Here is a 20,551-nt window from a genome sequence, read left to right as displayed (position 1 = left end):
ACAATTACCAATTGCCAATTTACAATGGATTATTTAGCTATCCGAGTGGTCTTTAGAATAGCAAACATTATTCTCGAAAGTTCATCGGCTCCAACAATTAACTTGTTTGCTTCTTTTTGGTCCAGATAATCCGAGTCCTTTAATATTGATAGCCAGTATTTCGCTTCCAAACTCTCCTTGTATGAAATCGATATTTTGGCAGAAAAGTCAGCTTTTGATATGGCCCCATTGGCTTCCGCTATGTTCGCTCCAATTGAGGTTCCTGAACGAAGCAACTGTTTGGATAAAACAAATTCCTTTTTCTCTTTGTGGATTCGTTTGCAAATCTCCACAACTCTTAAGGCAAAGTCATAGGACTTCCTAAACAAGGGGTTTTCTTTTTACATAATAGTAGGTTTAAAAAATTTGGGGTAGCTAACTCAACATTTCATTATTGATAATTGTTCATTGCTAATTGCTCATTGTTAACTGTCCAATGTCAATTAATTTTCTTCGGATTATGTTTTACAAATGCCTCCCAGCCCGTGTAATTTTTCCCAATCTCCATCCTGCCTTCATTGTAGAAGTGGCAAACCGCTGCAGCAAGGCCGTCCGTACTGTCCAAATTCTTGGGCAAGGTTTTCAAATTGAGCATTCCCTGAAGCATTTTGGCCACCTGCTCCTTGCTGGCATTTCCATTTCCTGTGATCGCCATCTTTATTTTTTTGGGCATATACTCCGTTATGGGTATCTGACGGGAAAGTCCAGCTGCCATGGCCACCCCTTGTGCCCTTCCCAATTTTAGCATGGACTGCACATTTTTCCCAAAGAAGGGAGCCTCGATGGCAATTTCATCAGGGTGATAGGTATCGATAAGTTCCAGGGTTCGCTCAAAAATGAGCTTTAGCTTAGTATAGGGGTCGTTGTATTTTTTAAGCAGGAGTTCGTTCATTTGGATAAACTCCATTTTCTTGTTCACCACCTTAATAATACCAAATCCCATTATCGTGGTGCCGGGGTCTATGCCTAAAATGATTTTTTCTGTTGCCAATATTACTGGGTATTTAAAACGATGGGTAATCTTATACGCATATTAACCGGTATTCCTCTGTAGTTGGCGGCCTTTACGGTGGTTAGATCGTTCAATCGTTCGGAAACCAATGCATTGAAGTTCTCAATTTCATTGAGAACGTTTGTGCTTTCTTCAATGTTCGATATCAAAATAAAACCGTGTTGATCAATCTTGAAATCGACGTAAATAGTATCATGGAGGTCCTGTTTCACTTGGAACTGAAGGTCGGCCATGGCTTCGGTGAAATAACGCAATAGCACGGTCTGAAAACACTCTCTTTGAGCATCCTTGGAAGCCATTTCATCGCATTCCCCAACAAATAATGGGTACTTCTCAACATTGTTCCAATCAATGGCCTGAAGTTCGTCGTGCACAATTTTATCCGTCTTTTCCTCCTTGGACAAAAACAATTGGCAAGACGTCAAAACCACCAAAAACAATAATGCAAAACACTTGCGCATACAGCCCCATGAATTTGGCTGAAATTACGATTTTTAGGTCAATTATTTTTTGGCAAAGTGCATTTCCTCTTTGAGCTCCGAAACCCGTTTTTTGACCCTTTGCCTTAAAAAAGATGGAGCCCTATCAAAATCATCCAAGAATTTTTGATAATTGCGAAGCTTTGTTTCTGGGTCTTTATAGTATTCATCGGCCATAATGCAGACTTGGTAATAACTGAAAAAATCCGCCTTGTTTTCCTCCCAAGCCTTGGTGTAATAGTCCAACGATTCCTTTAGTCGGTTCTGTAATCGGGCAATGCGCCCCAAGTTCTTATATTCCTCATCAAAGACATACCTTCTTTCCTCAATGGATTTCTTAAAAAATATCTTGGAGCTATCCAATTGCTTTTCCATCAGGTAAACCTCCCCCAACCCAAAATATGCATCGGCTTCAAAATTTGGGATTTGTTCGAGACTTCTATAGTTCTTTTTGGCCTTATCAAATTCCCAATTCTTAAAATAGGCATAGCCCAACTTTTTAAAGATAAAAGGTTGGAATTCCCCCATTTCCAACAAACGTTCAAACAAGGTGATGGCCTCAACAAAATTGCCATTGTTAAAATAGGTCAACGCCTTTAGATTGATCAGTGCCGGGTCACTAGGGGCGGATCTCAACCCCAAGTCCAATATTTCATGTGCCATGGAAGGCAATTCCGCGCCGACATAAAATTTACCCAAAAGGTAGATGCTCCTCAAATGGGTACTATCCAACTCCACTGCTTTTTTTAAGGCTTCATTTCCATTTTTAGAGTCCCCTTTTTTTTGTAGTGCGCTTCCCAAATAATAGTAGAATTCAGGATTTTCGGTACCGGCGACGGTGAGGTTTTCAAATACTAATTGGGCCTTTTCCCATTTTTTGGTTTTGGCATGGAGCTTTCCCAATTCAAACTTGGCCAAAACTTGATTTGGGTTTTTGTCGATGATATCCAAATACTGGGCAATGGCTTTTTCGTTATTCCCAATAGCGGTATAGGCCCGGGCAATCTGAAGGCTAGACTTTTCATTTCCTTCCTTTGCATACGCGTTTATCGCCTCAACGTAATTTCCCAATTGGTAAAGACTGTCCGCAATGGTAAAAGCCGGAGACTGGGCCCCGGCTTTGATTGCAAACAACCAAAATAATATTACAATACTTGACTTTATCACTATTGCAGTTTAAACGTTATAGGTATACTAAATGGCACTTCTACCGCATGCCCTTTTTGTTTACCGGGTTGCATTTTGGGCAAAAGTCCAATAATCCTTGCTGCTTCATCCTCCAATAGTTTATGAGGACCTCGCATTCGGAGACCAATAATATCTCCCTCTGTACTTATCTTAAAAATAACGTTGACCCTACCTTGAATTCCCTTTTCTTGGGCTTCTTGGGGATATCTAAAGTTTTTGCGGATATGTCGTTGTATACTTTGCATAAAACAATCACTCTTATCCGAAACATTTTCACAACCTGGAAAAATTGGGGTCTCCTCTACCACGGCAAAAGGCACAGCAACATCCTCCTCTATCAGGTTAAGTGTGCTGCCTCCTGGTTGTTTGTTCACCGACATGCTGAAAATCGCGCCTTCTTTGATAGTCAGCTCAATCGAATTCCCAACCTTATCTTTTATATACACGGTCGTAGAAGTATTGGAAGCTGATAATTCAGCCAACAATTTATCCTGTTGGCTTCTTTCTTCCGAGGACATATTATTTAAATCCTCTACATTGAATTCCATAAAACTGGCGCCATCCCCATCTGCAGAATACCCAACAACCACGGCATCATCCAACGTATTTTCTTCCAAAGCGGGAATTTGTTCATCGCCTTCGGTCTCGCACGAAGTGTAAACCAACATGCCCAATACCAAGGGCAGTAACAGCCCATATTTCAATTGATGTATCGCTTTTGATTCTTCCTTTGTTAACATGACTATTCGTTTTTTGATTAATGATTCTTTAAAAAATTGATTGATGAAACTAACTTGCTGTGTCTGAAAAACTTCAGATAACATAGACTGGTATTGTGACCGCCTATCTGCTTTGGCCACAACAGCGTCGGCCATAAATTCGTGCAATTCTGAAATCCTGTTCTGATAGATATAGACCAGCGGGTTGAACCACATGCCAATGCGCATAAGTTCAAAAAACAGAAGATCCAAACTGTGCCGCTGCTTTATATGGACCCGTTCGTGGGCAATGATCTGCTCCTGTTTATCCGGCACTATGTCCTCTCCTATAAAAACCCAGTGAAAAAAGGAGAAAGCGGTTTGGCTCTGGGGCACATCAATTCTTGTATACCCATTTAAAGGGTACTTGCTTCCCGTGCGTTTCAGTTTAAAAATTTGAAAGAGCTTATATCCAAACCAGCAACTCATCGCTAAAACCCCAAGGACATATGCCCACAGTTCCCAAGAAAGCACTCCGAAATATTGAGTGACTCCAGACTCGGCTGTCAGCACTACCTCATCCAATTTCCAGGCAACCAAGGGATAGGCCAGGGATTCCTCAGCCACGGTTGTTTTTAAGGCATCAACCTTAATCCATGGCAAGGTCAAGGACAAAATAAAGGACACAAGGAGATAAATCCTGTTCCATTTAAAAAACGTTTCTTTCTTCAACAAAAGGTCATAGGTCAATAGAAAGACCAACTGATATACTAAACTCTCTAGCACGTACTGAATCATTCTTCCTCTTCTTTAATTTGTTTCATTATACTTTCCAATTCGGTAAGGCCGATATCATTCTTCTTCATAAAAAAAGAAACCATGCTTTTAAAAGATCCTTGGAAATACCCATCCACCAATTTATTGATGCTTTGATTGCTGTAATCCGATTTTTTGATCAAGGGATAATAAAGGTGCCCCTTACCCACCTTTTCATGGTCCACAAACCCTTTGTCCTCCAATATGCGTACGATAGTGGATACCGTATTGTAGGCAGGTTTGGGTTCCGGTAATTTATCAATGATGGCGGCCACATTGCATTTTTCCAATTCCCAAAGCAACTGCATCACCTCCTCTTCTGCTTTTGTCAACTGCTTCATATGATTCAACTAAGTTTTTAGTTCTACTCGAAGCAAATATAACTAAATATTTAGTTTAAACTAATTTTTTAGTTAAAATAAATTGGATTTCACTTCCAACGCTGTAACAATTAGGCGGTATATTTGTCTCATATCCAAAAGACCGTATGGACATCGCGTTGCTTATTTTGGGATTCATTCTAATGCTTGTCGGGATATTGGGAAGCTTTCTCCCCGTGTTACCGGGCCCGCCGATAAGTTGGATTGGATTGTTACTACTATATATGACCAAGGCAGTTCCTGATAATTGGTGGATTTTGGGAGGTACCCTTGTTCTTGCCTTGGGTGTAACCGTAATGGATTACGTTATACCCGCAGCGGGCACCAAAAAATTTGGAGGTAGCAAAGCCGGAATGTGGGGAACCATAGTTGGTTTGCTGGTGGCGATAATTTTTCCCGTATTTGGGCCGTTTGGTATCATCATTTGGCCGTTTGTGGGAGCCTTGGTAGGGGAACTTATCAATAAGGCCGACCAAAAAACAGCCATGAAGGCCGCTTTTGGATCTTTTATTGGGTTTTTGACCGGAACCTTTATGAAGTTTGTACTAACGGCCGGATATCTGGTTTTCTTTATTATTGTTGCCGTAAAGTACGCTGCTGAATTGAATCCTTTTTAATATTGCTTGAATACCATTTTGTGAAATTCGAGCAATTCGTGTCAAACCGAATATGGATTCCAGCCTTTGTTCGAATGGCAAAACAATACTCAATCCAACCACTCCACCTTTTCCCCTATCGGTCTGCGTTTCACCAAGGGCGGTTCCTCATCGTAATGGCCCATATAAAAAAAGCCCAAACACTTTTCACCCTCCTTGAATTCCAAAAATTCGTCCATGTATTTAATGAGGCCCGGAGAACTCCAGTAGCAACCTATTCCCAGTGCTGCGCTGCACAACCACATGTTCTGTACCGCCATAGCCGTAGCAGCCACTTCTTCCCATTCGGGAATGCTCTCATTGGGATCGCGTTGCATACATATGGCGATAACCGCAGCGGAACGTGCTGGGTTTTCCTGTAGTTTTTTAATCTTGACCTGTTTTGGTTTTGGGTCTACTTCCTGATATTTCTCTGAAAGAAACCTACCCAATTCCGCTTGCTTCCCGTTCATAAAAACTTTAAACCGCCACGGTTCTGTTTTTTTATGTGTGGGTGCCCAATTTGCTGCCTCTAAAATTTTTTGGACGGTCTCTTTAGAAATAGGTTTGTCATTGTATTGCGCAGGAAAGATGCTGCGTCTATTTTTTATAATATCAAAAATCATAATACACACTATATGGTTCCAAAGATAAGCCTTGCTCCCTCCGTCACTACATTTTTAAGAGCAATTCCATGCAATTTTGAAGCGCGGGATTTCTGTTGTCCTCTTTCCATACCATGGAAAGTACCGCCCGTTGTTTGATGCGTTTCAACTCGATGAACTTCACCTTCATTTGAAAGCCGTATTGCAAAGCTGTTGGGACAATGGCAATACCCAATTTGTTTTCGACCAACTTAAAAATGGTTTGGGCATGAACCGATTTATGGGAAACCCTCGGTGTAAATCCGGCATCTTCGCAAATACTTAAAACCGTATCATAATACAAAGGACTATAGTCCTGCGAAAACAAGATAAAATCATCTCCGGCCGCTTGTTTCATCCCTTTAAAGGTTTTAGCATCCAATGGGTGGTCCTCAGGAAGAACCAGGGAAAATGTATCCTCAAAAACAGGCTTTAATATGAGCCCCTTGGGAACTCTTGCCAACCGTACAAAGCCCAAGTCAAGTCGGTCGTGCAAAATGGCATTAATTTGGGCACGGTTGGATAACTCTTCCAAACTCGAATGGATCAATGGGTATTTATGTTTGAGGTCCAATAGCAAATTGGGCACCACATTTTGCATCGCAGAACCCAAAAATCCAATGCGTACTTCTCCCAAATGCCCCTTGCCGATAAGTTTCAATTGTTTCTTGGTCTGTTCCAAATGGTTGAGCACAAATTCCACTTCCCCTTTTAAAAATTCCCCTGCTGGCGTCAGGCTTACCTTTTTCTTATCGCGGACAAAAAGTTGGGTCTGTAAAATCTCTTCCATCTGTTTGATTTGGGTACTTAATCCGGGTTGGGAAATAAATAGCTTTTCCGCAGCCTTCCGATAGTGGAGTTCCTCGGCTACCGCCAAAAAATAGATAAAATGTCTGAGTTCAATTTGATAATTCATACTTATTGATTATTACAAAAATAAGTATTGGTAATTATTAAACATGAATTTTACCTTTATCTACTAAAATTATTCGCATGCAACAACCCAAAACATTTCATTTTGGCGAAGACCATCTAACCGCAGGTGTAGCTTTGGACATTGCCAAAGGAGATATCCGAGGTGTGGTCTCCGGGCCCTGCTTTGAAAAAATAAAGGCGAGCAGTCTTCGAGTACAACGTATTGTGGAAAGAGGGGACATTGTTTATGGCATCAATACGGGATTTGGTCCCTTGTGCAACACCAAAATTTCCAAAGAGGATACCAAAATCCTACAATCCAATATCCTACAGAGTCATAGTGTGGGGGTGGGCGAACCCATTTCCAAGAGGTTATCCAAGATTATGCTGATTCTAAAAATCCATGCATTGGCCAAGGGGTTTTCAGGAATTGCGGTCACTACCATTGAACGGATGTTGTGGCATTTGGAAAACGATGCTATTCCTGTTGTACCATCCCAAGGTTCCGTGGGGGCATCTGGGGATTTAGCACCACTCTCCCATCTATTTCTCCCTCTAATCGGATTGGGCAAGGTAGACTTTGAAGGGAAGACCATTGCTACCAAAGAGCTGTTCCAAAAAACCGGATTGCAAGCATTGGAACTTGGCCCAAAAGAAGGTTTGGCCTTGATCAACGGCACCCAGTTTATTGCGGCCCATGCCGTTCTTGTTGTTCAAAAAATGCAGTATGCCCTAAGACAAGCCGATATTATCGGTGCGATGATGCTGGAGGGATTGCAAGGTTCCATAAAACCCTTCTTTGAGGAATTGCATGCCTTGCGTCCGTTTAAGGGCAATCAGCATGTGGCTGCGAGAATACGAACCCTTGTTCAAGGCTCAGAAATTCTCGAAGATCATATCGACTGTGAGCGGGTGCAAGACCCTTACTCGCTCCGATGTATTCCCCAAGTACATGGCGCATCCAGAAATGCCTGGCTCCATTTAAAGGAGCTTTTGGAAACTGAATTAAATTCCGTGACGGACAACCCGGTCATCATAAATGATGAGCTCACCATAAGCGGGGGTAATTTCCACGGTCAACCTTTGGCCATGGCCCTGGATTATGCCGCCTTGGCCTCGTCAGAACTTGGCAATATCTCTGATCGAAGAATATACCTTGCCTTGGAGGGAAACAGCCCAGGGGTGCCCAAATTGTTAATGGAAGACACTGGGATCAACTCGGGTTATATGATCCTCCAATACACTTCGGCCGCCCTGGCTAGTGAGAACAAAAGTTTGTGCTTCCCGGCAAGCGCCGACAGTATTCCAACTTCGTTGGGGCAGGAAGATCATGTGAGCATGGGCTCTATAAGTGGTCGTAAGGCACTTCGCATTATTGAAAATGTGGAAAAAATCCTGTCCATAGAACTTTTGACCGCTGCTCAAGCTTTTGAGTACAGAAAACCTTTAAAATCTGGTGTTTTACTGGATGAAATCTATAAATTCATTCGAACCCAGGTTTCCTTTGCCGATAGCGACCGTGTTTTTGCCGATGATATTGAAAAGGGAATCGAAATGATCCAAAAAGGGGAGATCATTGCCCTGGTCGAACAGGTTATGGCCGATAAAAAATTGCAATGGAACACTCCCCATCAAGTTGAATTTGAAACCTATTGATCCCATGGAGAAATCTATACTAATTGGCCCGTTTGCCCAACTACTCCCTATGAGCAATTTGCCCTTAAAAGGCAGTTTGAAGGATTCGGAACTACCCATTATTGAAAACGGAGGGCTATTGATTTCCGAAGGAAAAATTGAAAAGATCGGCGTTTTTGAAGATCTAATATCTTCGGAAGTCGAGGTTCATCACATTGAAGGGCAGCATGTTTGCTTACCCGGATTTGTGGATGCGCATACCCATATCTGTTTTGGAGGCTCCCGCGCCAGGGACTATGCCTTGCGAAATGCAGGGGTTTCCTATTTGGAAATCGCCAAGGCAGGAGGAGGCATTTGGGACACCGTTACCCAAACCCGAAAAGCATCCCAATCCGAATTGGAAGCAGGGATTATTACGCGAAGTGAAACACACTTGAAAAATGGGATTACCACCATCGAAGTAAAAAGTGGTTATGGACTTTCTGTGGACGAGGAGCTGAAAATGCTTCGGGCCATTAAGAGTGCCAATGATAAAACTTCTGTTGATTTGGTGACTACCTGTTTGGCGGCCCACATAAAACCCAAGGATTGGCAAGGAGAAGGCAGCTACCTAGATGAAATCATCACAAAGCTGTTTCCTGTCCTAAAATCCGAAGGACTCACCAATCGGGTCGATGCCTTTATCGAAGACAGTGCATTTTCCGCAACAGAAATAGAGCCCTATTTTGCAAAAGCCAAGGAAATGGGATTTGATATTACAGTACATGCCGACCAATTTACCACCAGCGGCAGCGAAGTAGCGGTAAAATTTGGTGCCATAAGTGCCGACCATTTGGAAGCCAGTACCGAAAAAGAAATCCAGCTGTTGGCCAATAGCAAGGTGATTGCCACTGCTTTACCAGGGGCTTCATTGGGATTGGGATGCGATTTTACTCCGGCAAGAAAACTCTTGGATGCCGGCGGGGCTTTGGCCATTGCCAGTGACCACAATCCGGGCTCGGCACCAATGGGCGACCTGCTCACCCAGGCAAGTATTTTAGGAACTTTTGAAAAATTGTCCAATACCGAAATCCTGGCGGGAATCACTTTTAGGGCTGCCGCTGCCTTAAATCTTTCGGACCGTGGAAGTCTTTATCCTGGAATGCAGGCCGATTTTGTGCTGTTCCCAACAAACAATTATCAAGAGATCACCTATCATCAAGGACAATTAAAACCAAGCTCGGTCTGGAAAGCCGGTAAAAACGTTTTTGAAAGCAATTAATATGGAACTTCAAGAATTCAAGTCACAGATCCTTCAAGGTATCCCTGCGCAACTTCCTCCAGCTAGGCCCTATCCAACCGGAGGTAACCGCGCACCCAAACGGAAGGATATGCTATCCCTGGAAGAAAAGAAATTGGCAGTTCAAAATGCCTTGCGCTACTTTCCGGTGGCATGGCATAGAGCATTGGCAACGGAATTTTCCGAAGAGCTCAAGACATTCGGTCGGATATATATGCACCGGTTTAAACCGGATTATAAAATGTATGCCCGACCCATTTCGGATTACCCAGCCAAATCCAAACAAGCTGCGGCCATCATGTTAATGATCCAGAACAACCTGGACCCTGCCGTAGCGCAACATCCTGAAGAATTGATCACCTACGGGGGCAATGGGGCCGTTTTCCAAAATTGGGCACAATACCTGTTGACCATGAAGTATTTGGCCGAAATGACCGAGGAACAGACCCTGCACATGTATTCTGGCCACCCCATGGGATTGTTTCCTTCCCCAGCGGAAGCTCCACGGGTGGTGGTGACCAATGGAATGATGATTCCCAACTACTCCCAACCCGATGACTGGGAAAAATTCAACGCCTTGGGGGTCACCCAATATGGGCAAATGACCGCTGGTTCCTATATGTACATCGGTCCGCAGGGCATTGTACACGGAACTGCGATAACCGTGATGAACGCATTTAGGAAAGTACTCCAAAAAGGAGAAAATCCGGAAGGAAAAGTATTCCTTACAGCCGGACTGGGAGGTATGAGCGGTGCCCAACCAAAGGCGGGGAATATTGCCAGCTGTATCACCGTTTGTGCCGAGGTAAACCCCGAAGCCGCAAAAAAGAGACATGAACAAGGTTGGGTCGACGAACTTTGGACCAATATATCAGCGTTGGTCGAACGTACTAAAAAAGCCATTGCCCAAAATGAAGTTGTTTCCCTGGGATATATCGGAAATGTGGTGGACGTCTGGGAGCAATTTCTTGAGGCAGGAATTTTTGTGCATCTCGGATCGGACCAGACTTCCCTGCACAATCCGTGGGCAGGGGGATATTACCCAGCAGGATTATCCTTTGAAGAAGCCAATGCGCTTATGGCAGAAAATCCTTCCGCGTTTAAGGAAAAAGTACAGGAATCCTTACGAAGGCAAATCAATGCCATCAACAAGCACACAAAAAAAGGAACCTATTTTTTCGATTATGGAAATGCCTTTTTATTGGAGGTTTCCCGTGCCGGTGGCGATGTAATGGCCCAAAATAATATTGATTTCAGATATCCTTCCTATGTACAGGATATTTTGGGACCCATGTGTTTTGATTACGGTTTTGGTCCATTCCGATGGGTGTGCACTTCTGGAAATCCATCCGATCTGCAAAAAACGGATGCCATCGCCCTAGAAGTCATGAAACAAATCAAGGCGAAAGCTCCAGAGGAAATCCAACAGCAGATGCAGGACAATATCAAGTGGATTGAAGAAGCAAAGCAAAATAGATTGGTGGTGGGTTCACAAGCGCGAATCTTATATGCGGATGCTGAAGGCAGGGCCAAAATTGCGGAGGCTTTTAACCAAGCCATTGCCAATGGTGATATCACTGCTCCGGTTGTGCTGGGCAGAGATCACCACGATGTAAGTGGTACCGATTCCCCGTTTCGGGAGACCAGCAACATTTACGACGGGAGTAAGTTTACCGCGGATATGGCCATACACAACGTGATTGGCGATAGTTTTCGAGGTGCTACCTGGGTTTCCATCCACAACGGCGGAGGTGTAGGATGGGGCGAAGTAATGAACGGTGGCTTTGGAATGGTGTTGGATGGCTCCAAAGAAGCTTCGAGGAGGCTGCAGAGCATGTTGTTTTATGATGTAAACAATGGAATTTCCCGAAGAAGTTGGGCACGGAACAAGGAAGCCCTTTTTGCCATTAAACGCGAAATGGAACGCACACCTAATTTGAAGGTTACCTTGCCCAATTTGGTAGAAACCGATATTTTGGACCATCTTTTTGATGCCTAATGAGATGATTTAAACTTTTTGAAAAAGTGGTTCTTTATTATGTTCAGACACGAATTTCACGGATTCATACAGCATACCTTGGATTGTTTTGTTGAACTTTATTTAGGGCTTTAAATCCAGCTCTTATTTTGCTAGGCCATTGCTTAAAAAACTTGAATAAATTCGAGAACTTTGGTGAAAATTTGTGTCAAAAATTTAGAAAAACAGGAAGTCTTTAAACGAAGCCAATGATTGTCAACTAGCTATTGCAACCCATGAAACACTACAGTGCACCTAAAAAGGACAATTGGCAGGGGCGTATCAGTAATAAAAGCCTCTATCTTCACGAAAAAGTGAAGTGCGTACCTCTGGATGAAATTCCCGAACCACCTAAAAAGTCCATTGCGCTTTTAGGCTATGCTTGTGACGAGGGCGTAAAGCGAAACCAAGGTCGGGTTGGGGCGGTAAAAGGCCCCGATGTCATAAAAAACAGCTTGGCGAAAATGCCCAACCATCTGCCGAGCACGGTTCAGTTGTACGATGCGGGGAATATCACTTGTTCTGATGGGGATATGGAAGCATCCCAACAAGCGCTAAGTCTGGGGGTAACCTCCCTATTGGATAAAAAACAGTTTCCCATTGTCTTGGGCGGAGGGCACGATGTGGCCTATGGACATTATCATGGAATAAAAACCCATCTTGGTTCGAAAAAAGAAGGGCAAACCATTGGCATCATTAATTTTGACGCGCACTTTGATCTTCGGCAGAACACCCAGAACAACAATTCGGGCACTCCATTTTATCAAATTGCCATGGAGTGCAAAAAGGAAAACATCAAATTCAACTACCTCTGTCTAGGTATCCGAAAAGATGCCAACGACCGCAATCTTTTTCAAACAGCCAAGGAACTTGATGTCAATTTTATACTCTCGGATACATTTCAAATCCAGTTTCTGGATGAAATCAATACATGGATCAATGCCTTTATAAAGACGGTGGATAACGCATATGTAACCATTGATTTAGATGGGTTTTCCTCGGCCTATGCGCCAGGCGTAAGTGCTCCCTCCCCTATGGGCTTTACCCCACAAATTGTGTTGGAGTGCTTAAAGACGATTATTGCATCGGGAAAATTAATCAGTGTGGACTTGGCAGAAATGAACCCAAAATATGATGTGGATGGGCAAACTGCCAAACTTGCCGCTTCGCTGGTGCACCACATTGCCCATTTGTTGTTTCCCTAAACGGTATTTTTCTTTTTGGATTAGAAGGTTTTGCTCGGTTGGCGGTATTAACTCAACTATAGATTACTATACTACCAATACGATTAAAGGGATTCCGCCTTTTTGGCGGAATTAGCTCAGCTAACAATTTCGGATGCGGCACATGACCTTTCCAAAATTGAGCTTCACTAACAAAAAAAGCCTTCCAAATGGAAAGCCTTTCATTGGCGGGCATCACGTTGATACCTCAACCTGATTCCAATCTTATTACAGATTGAAATCCAACACAACACGGCAAAGATAGGAATGATTTTTGAATAACGGCACAGATTTTAATCCCCCTAACGATATATCACTTGTATAGAACAGAAAACAGATGGACTGTATCCACATATATTTTTTATCACTTATATATCATTTGTATATCATAATGATATACATTAGCTTTGTGGCATACCTCAATCCAGGATATAATGAAAACAAAACAGGTTGCCCTCCGCTTTGATGAGGAATTGATTGAACTTGTTCGGGCGAAAGCAAAAGCACAAAGAAGAAGTCTCAATAATTATATTGAGTTTTTATTGTACAATGATGTTGGGAATATACCCAATGAAGAAACCAAATCTGCCATTGAAGAGGCCAGGAACAGTGATAACCTAGCTCCTATTGATGATTTGGGCAAGTTCTTGGACGAGCTTTAACCACCAATATATCCATGTACCAATTAGTCCCTACGACCCAATTTAAAAAGGATTTAAAAAAGGTAAAGAACAACGAAAAGGATTTTAAATTAACTACAGCAGTACTCAAGGCACTACAGCTAAAGGGAGTCAAAGGTATTCCCCAAAAAATTAAACCCCACAAGCTTTCCGGCAGATATAGCGATAATTGGGAATGCCATATTAAACCCGATTTACTAATTATCTGGATACAAATTGAATCCCCCAAGGTTATCAAGCTCGTCCGTATTGGCAGTCATTCGGATCTATTCAAATAAAATAGTTCCCAAAACTTCACATTTCCTTTCCTCACGTTTTTCAAATTGAATTATTTGGATTATTTCCATTTTATAGGAATTATTCCATAATTTAGCCTTCCCTCAACTAAACAATGAAAAAGACCATTTTACACATGGATCTGGATACATTTTATGTGTCCGTAGAGCGTATTATCAATACAGAGCTGAAAAATAAGCCCTTATTGGTAGGCGGCACCAGTGATCGTGGTGTGGTAGCGGCATGTAGTTACGAGACACGCGGATTTGGTGTACACTCCGGTATGCCCATGAAAATGGCCAAAGAACTCTGTCCGGAAGCAACCGTGATCCGGGGCAATGCAGGAACTTACAGTAAATATTCCGATGTGGTTACCGAAATCATTAAGGAACACGTGCCCCTTTTTGAAAAATCGAGCATCGATGAATTCTATGCCGACCTCTCGGGAATGGATCGTTTTTTTGGCTGCTACAAGTACGCTTCGGAAATGCGCAAAAAAATCATACGGGAAACGGGATTGCCCATCTCCTTTGGGCTTTCCGTGAACAAAGTGGTTTCCAAAGTGGCCACCAACGAGGCCAAGCCCAATAACCAGCTTAAAATCGATTTTGGGTTGGAAAAGCCCTTTTTGGCCCCGCTTTCCATCAAAAAAATACCCATGGTGGGCGATAAAACCTACCAAACCTTAAGGAACTTGGGCATTCGGAAAGTAAAGACCGTTCAGGAAATGCCCATGGACATTATGCAACGGGTCCTAGGCGCTAATGGAAGGGTTATTTGGAAACGGGCCAACGGTATGGACAACAGCCCCGTAATTCCTTTTCATGACCGGAAGTCCATTTCCACCGAACGCACTTTTGACCGGGATACCATTAACGTTACCAAACTCAAGGGCATTTTACTCGCCATGACTGAAAATTTGGCTTTTCAATTGCGTCGAGGGGATAAATTGACCGCTTGTATTGCGGTGAAAATCCGCTATTCCGATTTTAACACCTACTCCAAACAACTACGGATTCCCTACACCAGTGCAGACCATATTCTCATCCCCAAGATTTTGGAATTGTTCAACACCCTGTACAATAAAAGAATGCTGGTACGCTTGGTGGGCATTCGGTTTAGCCATTTGGTATCGGGCAATTACCAAATCAATCTTTTTGAGGATACCGAAGAGGCTTTGAATCTATATCAGGCCATGGATTATGTTCGGAAAAGATTTGGAAGTAGAAGTGTGTTGCGGGCCTCCGCCATGGGCGCAAAAACTATCGGCAGCATGCATAACCCCTTCAACGGGGAGCCCCCTGTGGTGTTGGCTCATAGAAAACAGTGAACAATCATCAATGGGCAATGGGCAATGGGCAATGGGCAATGGGCAATGGGCAATGGGCAATGGGCAATGGGCAATGGGCAATGGGCAATAAAAATGAAAAATCGAAAATCGAAAATTTTTCGACAGTTCGATCACTCGATTGTTGGAATTTGGGATTTGGAGCTTGGCAAAAGGTTGAATGTTGGATTCTAAATTTTGAATGAACATCCATCCACAATTCAACATGAAAAACTAAAAATTAAAAACTGATTATTGGTAATTGAACATTGTACTTAAACTGTCATACATATTACAGCATGCGCTACGGTACTTTCTCGGAGTTGGAACTCTTGGAACTTGCCCAACAAAACCATGTCACTCGTTTGGTATTAACGGATATCAACAACACCTCTGCAGGATTGAATTTTGTGAGAAAGGCCCCAGAATATGGAATAACCCCTCTTTTGGGCATCGATTTTAGGAATGGGGTGCAACCCTGTTTTCTGGGAATTGCCCAGAACAATGAAGGCTATTTGGAGCTGAATGACTTTCTATCCCACCATCTCCATAACGAATTGGAAATCCCTGTCAAGGCTCCAGCCTTTAAAAATGTGTTCGTCATTTATCCCTTTGAACAAGTACTGCTTAACGAGCTGGAAAATTTTGTGGAACATGAATTTATTGGGGTCTCCATTCAGGATTTAAGGCGGTTGCCTTTTTCAAGATTGGTCAAACTCAAAAAGAAATTGGTGGTGCAGCAACCCGTTACTTTTAGGAACAAGGCCGATTTTAATGCCCATCGTTTGCTCAGGGCCATCGACAATAATGTACTCTTGAGTAAACTCTCCCAAGAGGAAGAGGCCGACGAAGGGGAAAAAATGTTTCCCATTCAAAACTTGGCAGCCGCCTTTTCCGAATACCCCTTCATTTTGGAAAACACAGAAAAGCTATTGAATCGTTGCAGCATCCATTTTGACTTTTCCAAAGGACGAAAACCCCAAAACCTCAACAGTTATCTGGATAGTGTGGAAGCCGATGAAAAACTCATCGAAAAACTGTGTCTTGAAGGCCTCCCCTATCGCTATGCAAAAGTGAACACCTCCATCCAAAATCGATTGGATAAAGAGCTCCATCTTATTAAAAAAATGGGCTTTGTCTCTTACTTTTTGATCAATTGGGATATCGTCTCCGAAGCCCGTAGCAGAGGATTTTATTACGTGGGTCGGGGTAGCGGCGCCAACAGCATTGTGGCTTATCTCCTTCGGATCACCGATGTGGACCCCATGGAACTAGATCTTTATTTTGAGCGCTTCATCAACTTATATAGAGCCAATCCACCCGATTTTGATATCGATTTTTCTTGGCGGGACAGACCGGCCATGACCCAATATATTTTTGACCGTTTTGACCATGTAGCACTGTTGGGCACCTATGTTACTTTCAAAGAGCGAGGTGTTATCCGGGAATTGGGGAAAGTCTTTGGGTTGCCCAAACAAGAAATCGATTTCTTGGTCACGGGCAGATATAACCCCAACAAGTTGGACAGCATGTCCAAACTTGTTCTAAAATATGGAAGACTCCTAAAAAACAAGCCCAATTATTTGAGTATCCACGCAGGGGGCATCCTGATCAGTGAAAAGCCTTTGCACTGGTTTTCGGCCACCCATTTGCCTCCCAAGGGATTTCCCACTACACAATACGATATGGTTATTGCCGAGGATGTGGGATTGTACAAATTCGACATTTTAGGGCAACGCGGATTGGGCAAGATCAAAGAAGCCTTGGAAATTGTGGCTTACAATCAACCTGAAAAATTTAAAGAGATTGACATCCACGATATCCAAAGTTTTAAAAAGGACCGCACCATAAACAACCTGATTAAGACCGCACAGTGTATGGGGTGTTTTTATGTGGAATCGCCTGCCATGCGTATGCTCCTGAAAAAACTGGAAGTGGACAATTATCTGGGATTGGTGGCCGCCAGTTCCATCATTCGCCCCGGCGTGGCCAAAAGTGGTATGATGCGGGAATACATCCTCCGGCACCGTAATGAGGGGCGGGCGGAAGAAAAAGCACATCCTGTGATGTTGGATATTATGCCGGACACTTATGGGGTAATGGTATATCAAGAAGATGTGATCAAAGTGGCCCACCATTTTGCGGACCTGGATTTGGGTGAGGCCGATGTACTCCGTAGGGGAATGAGTGGGAAATTCCGGTCACGGGAAGAATTTCAGAAAGTAAAGGACAAATTCATTTCCAACTGTAGAAAAAAGGGCTATGCCGACACCATCATCTTTGAGATTTGGAACCAAGTGGCCAGTTTTGCAGGTTATGCTTTTGCCAAGGGGCACTCTGCCTCTTATGCCGTGGAGAGCTATCAAAGTCTTTTTTTACGTGCCTACTATCCCTTGGAATATATGGTGGCCGTGCTCAATAATGGAGGGGGGTTCTATCGTTCCGAATTTTACATCCACGACGCCCGAATGATCGGTGCCACCATCCATGCCCCTTGTATCAACAATAGCGATGCGGTCAACCGTATTTATGACACCCATATTTATTTGGGAATGATGTACCTCCGCGATTTGGAAAGCAGGGTCATGGAACGTATCATCAAGGAGCGAAATGTGGATGGGAATTTTACCTCTTTGGAAGATTTCTTGGATCGGGTCATTATTTCCGTGGAGCAACTTTCCATCCTTATTCGTATTGATGCCTTCCGGTTTACGGGCATCAACAAGCACAAATTGCTCTGGAAAGCCCATTTGATGCTCTCCAAAAACGACCGTTTGGAACATCCAAAACTGTTCCCGCCCCGTCATCAAAAGTTCAAGATTCCCAAACTGTACACCACACACCAGGAAACCGCCTTTGATCAATTGGAACTCTTGGGTTTCTGTCTCTGCAGTCCATTTGATTTGTTGGAAGAAGCACCCAAAAACAACAATGGACAACGGGACCTTTCCCGCTATTTAAACAAGCATATCGATATTTATGGGTATCTCGTCACCGTAAAAAACACCAGTACCCATACTGGCAAACAAATGCACTTCGCGACTTTGGTAGATCAGCATGGGGAGGTGTTCGACACTGTACTGTTCCCACCCGTGGCGGCCAAATATCATTTTAGGGGAAAAGGTATTTATCGCTTTTATGGCAAAGTGGTAAGTGAGTTCGGTTTTTTGAGCATTGAGGTCATTAAAATGCAAAAACAGGATTATATCCCAGACCCGCGCTATGCAGACATGAAAACGAGCAAGAAATTATTGAAGCCTAAAGTGATAAAAGAATAAGTCTATTTAAAAGCAGGGTACCCCGTAATATCCGCTCCTGTGATCAACAGGTGAATATCATGGGTGCCTTCGTAAGTAATCACACTTTCCAAGTTCATCATATGGCGCATAATGCTGTACTCGCCTGTAATACCCATTCCGCCCAATACCTGTCGTGCCTCCCTGGCAATCTTGATGGCCATGTCCACATTGTTTCGCTTGGCCATGGATATCTGGGCCGTGGTGGCCTTACCTTCATTCTTTAATTGCCCCAACCGGAAAGCCAATAATTGGGCCTTGGTGATTTCCGTGATCATCTCGGCCAATTTCTTTTGTTGTAATTGGTAGGCTGCTATAGGCTTCCCAAATTGAACGCGTTCCTTGGCATATCGGAGCGCCGTATCGTAGCAATCCATCGCCGCGCCAATGGCTCCCCAGGCAATACCATAGCGAGCGGAATCCAAGCAACCCAATGGAGCCCCCAAACCATTTTTACCGGGTAAAAGATTTTCCTTCGGTACCTTAACATTATCAAAAATCAACTCTCCTGTGGCAGAAGCACGCAAAGACCATTTATTATGGGTCTCTGGGGTGGAAAACCCTTCCATTCCCCGCTCCACGATCAATCCATGAATCCTCCCTTCCTCATTTTTGGCCCATACAACGGCAACATCTGCAAAAGGTGAATTGGAAATCCAAAGCTTGGCCCCATTCAACAAAAAATGGTCGCCCATATCCTTGAACTTTGTTTCCATCCCTCCAGGATTAGAGCCGTGATTGGGCTCCGTTAATCCAAAACAGCCCATCCATTCCCCGGTGGCCAACTTAGGTAGATACTTCTTTCGCTGCTCTTCCGAGCCATATGCAAAAATGGGATACATCACCAAAGAAGATTGCACCGAAGCGGTTGATCTTACCCCACTGTCACCACGTTCAATTTCTTGCATGATAAGACCATAGCTGATTTGATCCAAACCTGCCCCCCCGTACTCTTCCGGGATATAAGGGCCAAAAGCTCCAATCTCCGCCAAACCTCCAACAATCTCCTTCGGGAATTCCGCTTTTTGTGCGTACTCTTCAATAATTGGTGAAATATCGCGCTTTACCCATTGGCGAGCCGCATCACGTACCAATTTATGCTCTTCCGAAAATAAATCATCTAAATTGTAGTAGTCAGGGGCTTCAAATAAATCAGGTTTCATTCAATACGATTTAATATTATCACGCTTTCTCAAGCAAAAAACGCCTTATTGATGTTGATTTCGACACTTGGACCAAATGACAAGGGTTCCATAAGTATCCTGTCAAATGTACTAACGAATTATAACATTAACCCCGCAAAATTTTACATTTTTAAATAAAATGGACTGGTCAGTTCGATATATTCTTGAGTATATTCATTCCTCCCTTCTTCGATGGTGAGCAGGTCGGTGGAAACCGCCGCTTTGAAAAAAGAGAATTCCAACAAGCTTCGTTTGATTTCCGCATCGCTATTCCCCCGAACTCTAAGTATCCTAATAGGATGGAGGCCAACCTCCAAGGCCAATTCTGTAAACTTTCCTTCCTCTTTAAATGGAAGAATTACAGCAAAAATCCCGTCTTTGGACAACAATTGGGACACCCCTTGCACCAGCTCGTCAAATGGAAGAGATCCTTCCTGTCTTGCCAAATCCCGGGAGTTATTCCCACTGGACACCTGCTCTGCATAAAATGGAGGGTTGGAAACGATTAAATCATATTGTTCGTCCATTTCATCCACGAACTCATCCAGTCCCGCGTGGTAGCAAAAAAGTCTATCGGACCAGGGGGAAGCCTCAAAGTTTTCCACGCATTGTTCGTACGCAGCTTCATCCAATTCGATGGCATCAATTAACTCCGCGCTAGAGCGTTGGGCGAGTTGAATGGCGATTACCCCGGTTCCAGCTCCAATATCAAGAACGGACTGCGGTTGGTTTAGTACAGATGCCCAGGCACCCAAAAGCACCCCATCCGTTCCAATTTTCATGGCGCACCTATCTTGATGGATTGTAAATTGTTTGAATTTAAAGGGT

The 20,551-nt window shown here is 43.4% G+C and carries 19 protein-coding genes; 9 read left to right on the top strand and 10 right to left on the bottom strand.

The features are described 5' to 3' along the window. Nucleotides 1-29 precede the first annotated feature (29 nt). From M3P07_RS11645 to M3P07_RS11620, 6 genes are all read right to left on the bottom strand, one after another. Entirely contained in the window at nucleotides 30-368 is a 339-nt protein-coding gene (locus M3P07_RS11645) for a four helix bundle protein (protein WP_249970083.1), read from the bottom strand. A gap of 110 nt (nucleotides 369-478) precedes the next feature. After that, entirely contained in the window at nucleotides 479-1,030 is a 552-nt protein-coding gene (gene ruvC, locus M3P07_RS11640) for a crossover junction endodeoxyribonuclease RuvC (protein ID WP_249970082.1), read from the bottom strand. A gap of 2 nt (nucleotides 1,031-1,032) precedes the next feature. Continuing rightward, entirely contained in the window at nucleotides 1,033-1,512 is a 480-nt protein-coding gene (locus tag M3P07_RS11635) for a hypothetical protein (RefSeq protein ID WP_249970081.1), read from the bottom strand. Between the two features lie 42 nt (nucleotides 1,513-1,554). Further along, nucleotides 1,555-2,664, bottom strand: a complete 1,110-nt coding sequence (locus M3P07_RS11630) for a tetratricopeptide repeat protein (RefSeq protein WP_249970080.1) — start codon at nucleotides 2,662-2,664, stop codon at nucleotides 1,555-1,557. Between the two features lie 32 nt (nucleotides 2,665-2,696). Next, complete coding sequence (locus M3P07_RS11625) at nucleotides 2,697-4,214, bottom strand: M56 family metallopeptidase (protein ID WP_249970079.1); 1,518 nt, start codon at nucleotides 4,212-4,214, stop codon at nucleotides 2,697-2,699. After that, complete coding sequence (locus M3P07_RS11620) at nucleotides 4,211-4,573, bottom strand: BlaI/MecI/CopY family transcriptional regulator (RefSeq protein WP_249970078.1); 363 nt, start codon at nucleotides 4,571-4,573, stop codon at nucleotides 4,211-4,213. Before M3P07_RS11620 ends, M3P07_RS11625 begins: the two co-directional genes overlap by 4 nt. Before the next feature lie 146 nt (nucleotides 4,574-4,719). Here M3P07_RS11620 and M3P07_RS11615 point away from each other — a divergent pair, with 146 nt between their 5' ends. After that, a complete protein-coding gene (locus M3P07_RS11615; RefSeq protein ID WP_249970077.1) occupies nucleotides 4,720-5,229 on the top strand; it encodes a DUF456 domain-containing protein in 510 nt (169 codons plus the stop codon). 89 nt (nucleotides 5,230-5,318) lie between these two features. On the opposite strand, the gene M3P07_RS11610 is transcribed toward M3P07_RS11615, so the two are convergent. Further along, the gene (locus M3P07_RS11610) at nucleotides 5,319-5,873 is read right to left on the bottom strand and encodes a nitroreductase family protein (protein ID WP_249970076.1); all 555 of its coding nucleotides are present in this window, start codon (nucleotides 5,871-5,873) and stop codon (nucleotides 5,319-5,321) included. Nucleotides 5,874-5,919: 46 nt separating this feature from the next. Beyond that, nucleotides 5,920-6,807, bottom strand: a complete 888-nt coding sequence (locus tag M3P07_RS11605) for a LysR family transcriptional regulator (RefSeq protein WP_249970075.1) — start codon at nucleotides 6,805-6,807, stop codon at nucleotides 5,920-5,922. 77 nt (nucleotides 6,808-6,884) lie between these two features. On the opposite strand from M3P07_RS11605, the gene hutH reads away from it, so the two are divergent. The 8 genes from hutH (at nucleotide 6,885) to M3P07_RS11565 (ending at nucleotide 18,521) form a co-directional block, all read left to right on the top strand. Next, nucleotides 6,885-8,462: a histidine ammonia-lyase gene (gene hutH / locus M3P07_RS11600; RefSeq protein ID WP_249970074.1), complete on the top strand. Its 1,578-nt coding sequence runs from the start codon at nucleotides 6,885-6,887 to the stop codon at nucleotides 8,460-8,462. 4 nt (nucleotides 8,463-8,466) lie between these two features. Further along, entirely contained in the window at nucleotides 8,467-9,702 is a 1,236-nt protein-coding gene (gene hutI / locus M3P07_RS11595; RefSeq protein ID WP_249970073.1) for an imidazolonepropionase, read from the top strand. Nucleotide 9,703: 1 nt separating this feature from the next. Continuing rightward, a complete protein-coding gene (locus M3P07_RS11590) occupies nucleotides 9,704-11,719 on the top strand; it encodes a urocanate hydratase (protein ID WP_249970072.1) in 2,016 nt (671 codons plus the stop codon). A gap of 254 nt (nucleotides 11,720-11,973) precedes the next feature. Continuing rightward, nucleotides 11,974-12,942 (top strand): formimidoylglutamase, encoded by a 969-nt coding sequence (hutG, locus tag M3P07_RS11585; RefSeq protein WP_249970071.1) that lies wholly within the window; start codon nucleotides 11,974-11,976, stop codon nucleotides 12,940-12,942. 452 nt (nucleotides 12,943-13,394) lie between these two features. Beyond that, nucleotides 13,395-13,622 (top strand): hypothetical protein, encoded by a 228-nt coding sequence (locus M3P07_RS11580; RefSeq protein ID WP_249970070.1) that lies wholly within the window; start codon nucleotides 13,395-13,397, stop codon nucleotides 13,620-13,622. Nucleotides 13,623-13,636: 14 nt separating this feature from the next. Continuing rightward, nucleotides 13,637-13,918, top strand: coding sequence for a type II toxin-antitoxin system YafQ family toxin (locus M3P07_RS11575; RefSeq protein ID WP_249970069.1), 282 nt, complete (start codon nucleotides 13,637-13,639; stop codon nucleotides 13,916-13,918). Nucleotides 13,919-14,031: 113 nt separating this feature from the next. After that, the gene (gene dinB / locus M3P07_RS11570) at nucleotides 14,032-15,246 is read left to right on the top strand and encodes a DNA polymerase IV (RefSeq protein ID WP_249970068.1); all 1,215 of its coding nucleotides are present in this window, start codon (nucleotides 14,032-14,034) and stop codon (nucleotides 15,244-15,246) included. A 266-nt stretch (nucleotides 15,247-15,512) separates the two neighbouring features. After that, nucleotides 15,513-18,521, top strand: a complete 3,009-nt coding sequence (locus M3P07_RS11565) for a DNA polymerase III subunit alpha (protein WP_335342063.1) — start codon at nucleotides 15,513-15,515, stop codon at nucleotides 18,519-18,521. A 2-nt stretch (nucleotides 18,522-18,523) separates the two neighbouring features. Here M3P07_RS11565 and M3P07_RS11560 read toward each other — a convergent pair whose 3' ends face one another. Then, on the bottom strand, nucleotides 18,524-19,702 hold the full coding sequence (locus M3P07_RS11560; RefSeq protein ID WP_249970066.1) for an acyl-CoA dehydrogenase family protein: 1,179 nt from the start codon (nucleotides 19,700-19,702) through the stop codon (nucleotides 18,524-18,526). A gap of 143 nt (nucleotides 19,703-19,845) precedes the next feature. Beyond that, nucleotides 19,846-20,505, bottom strand: a complete 660-nt coding sequence (locus M3P07_RS11555) for a tRNA1(Val) (adenine(37)-N6)-methyltransferase (protein WP_249970065.1) — start codon at nucleotides 20,503-20,505, stop codon at nucleotides 19,846-19,848. Nucleotides 20,506-20,551: the final 46 nt, after the last annotated feature.

It is taken from the genome of Flagellimonas myxillae, from assembly GCF_023502235.1.
In the GTDB taxonomy this organism is placed as follows: domain Bacteria; phylum Bacteroidota; class Bacteroidia; order Flavobacteriales; family Flavobacteriaceae; genus Flagellimonas; species Flagellimonas myxillae.
The sequence above is the reverse complement of the archived record's forward strand: the minus strand, read 5'-3'. Positions and strand labels throughout refer to the sequence as shown.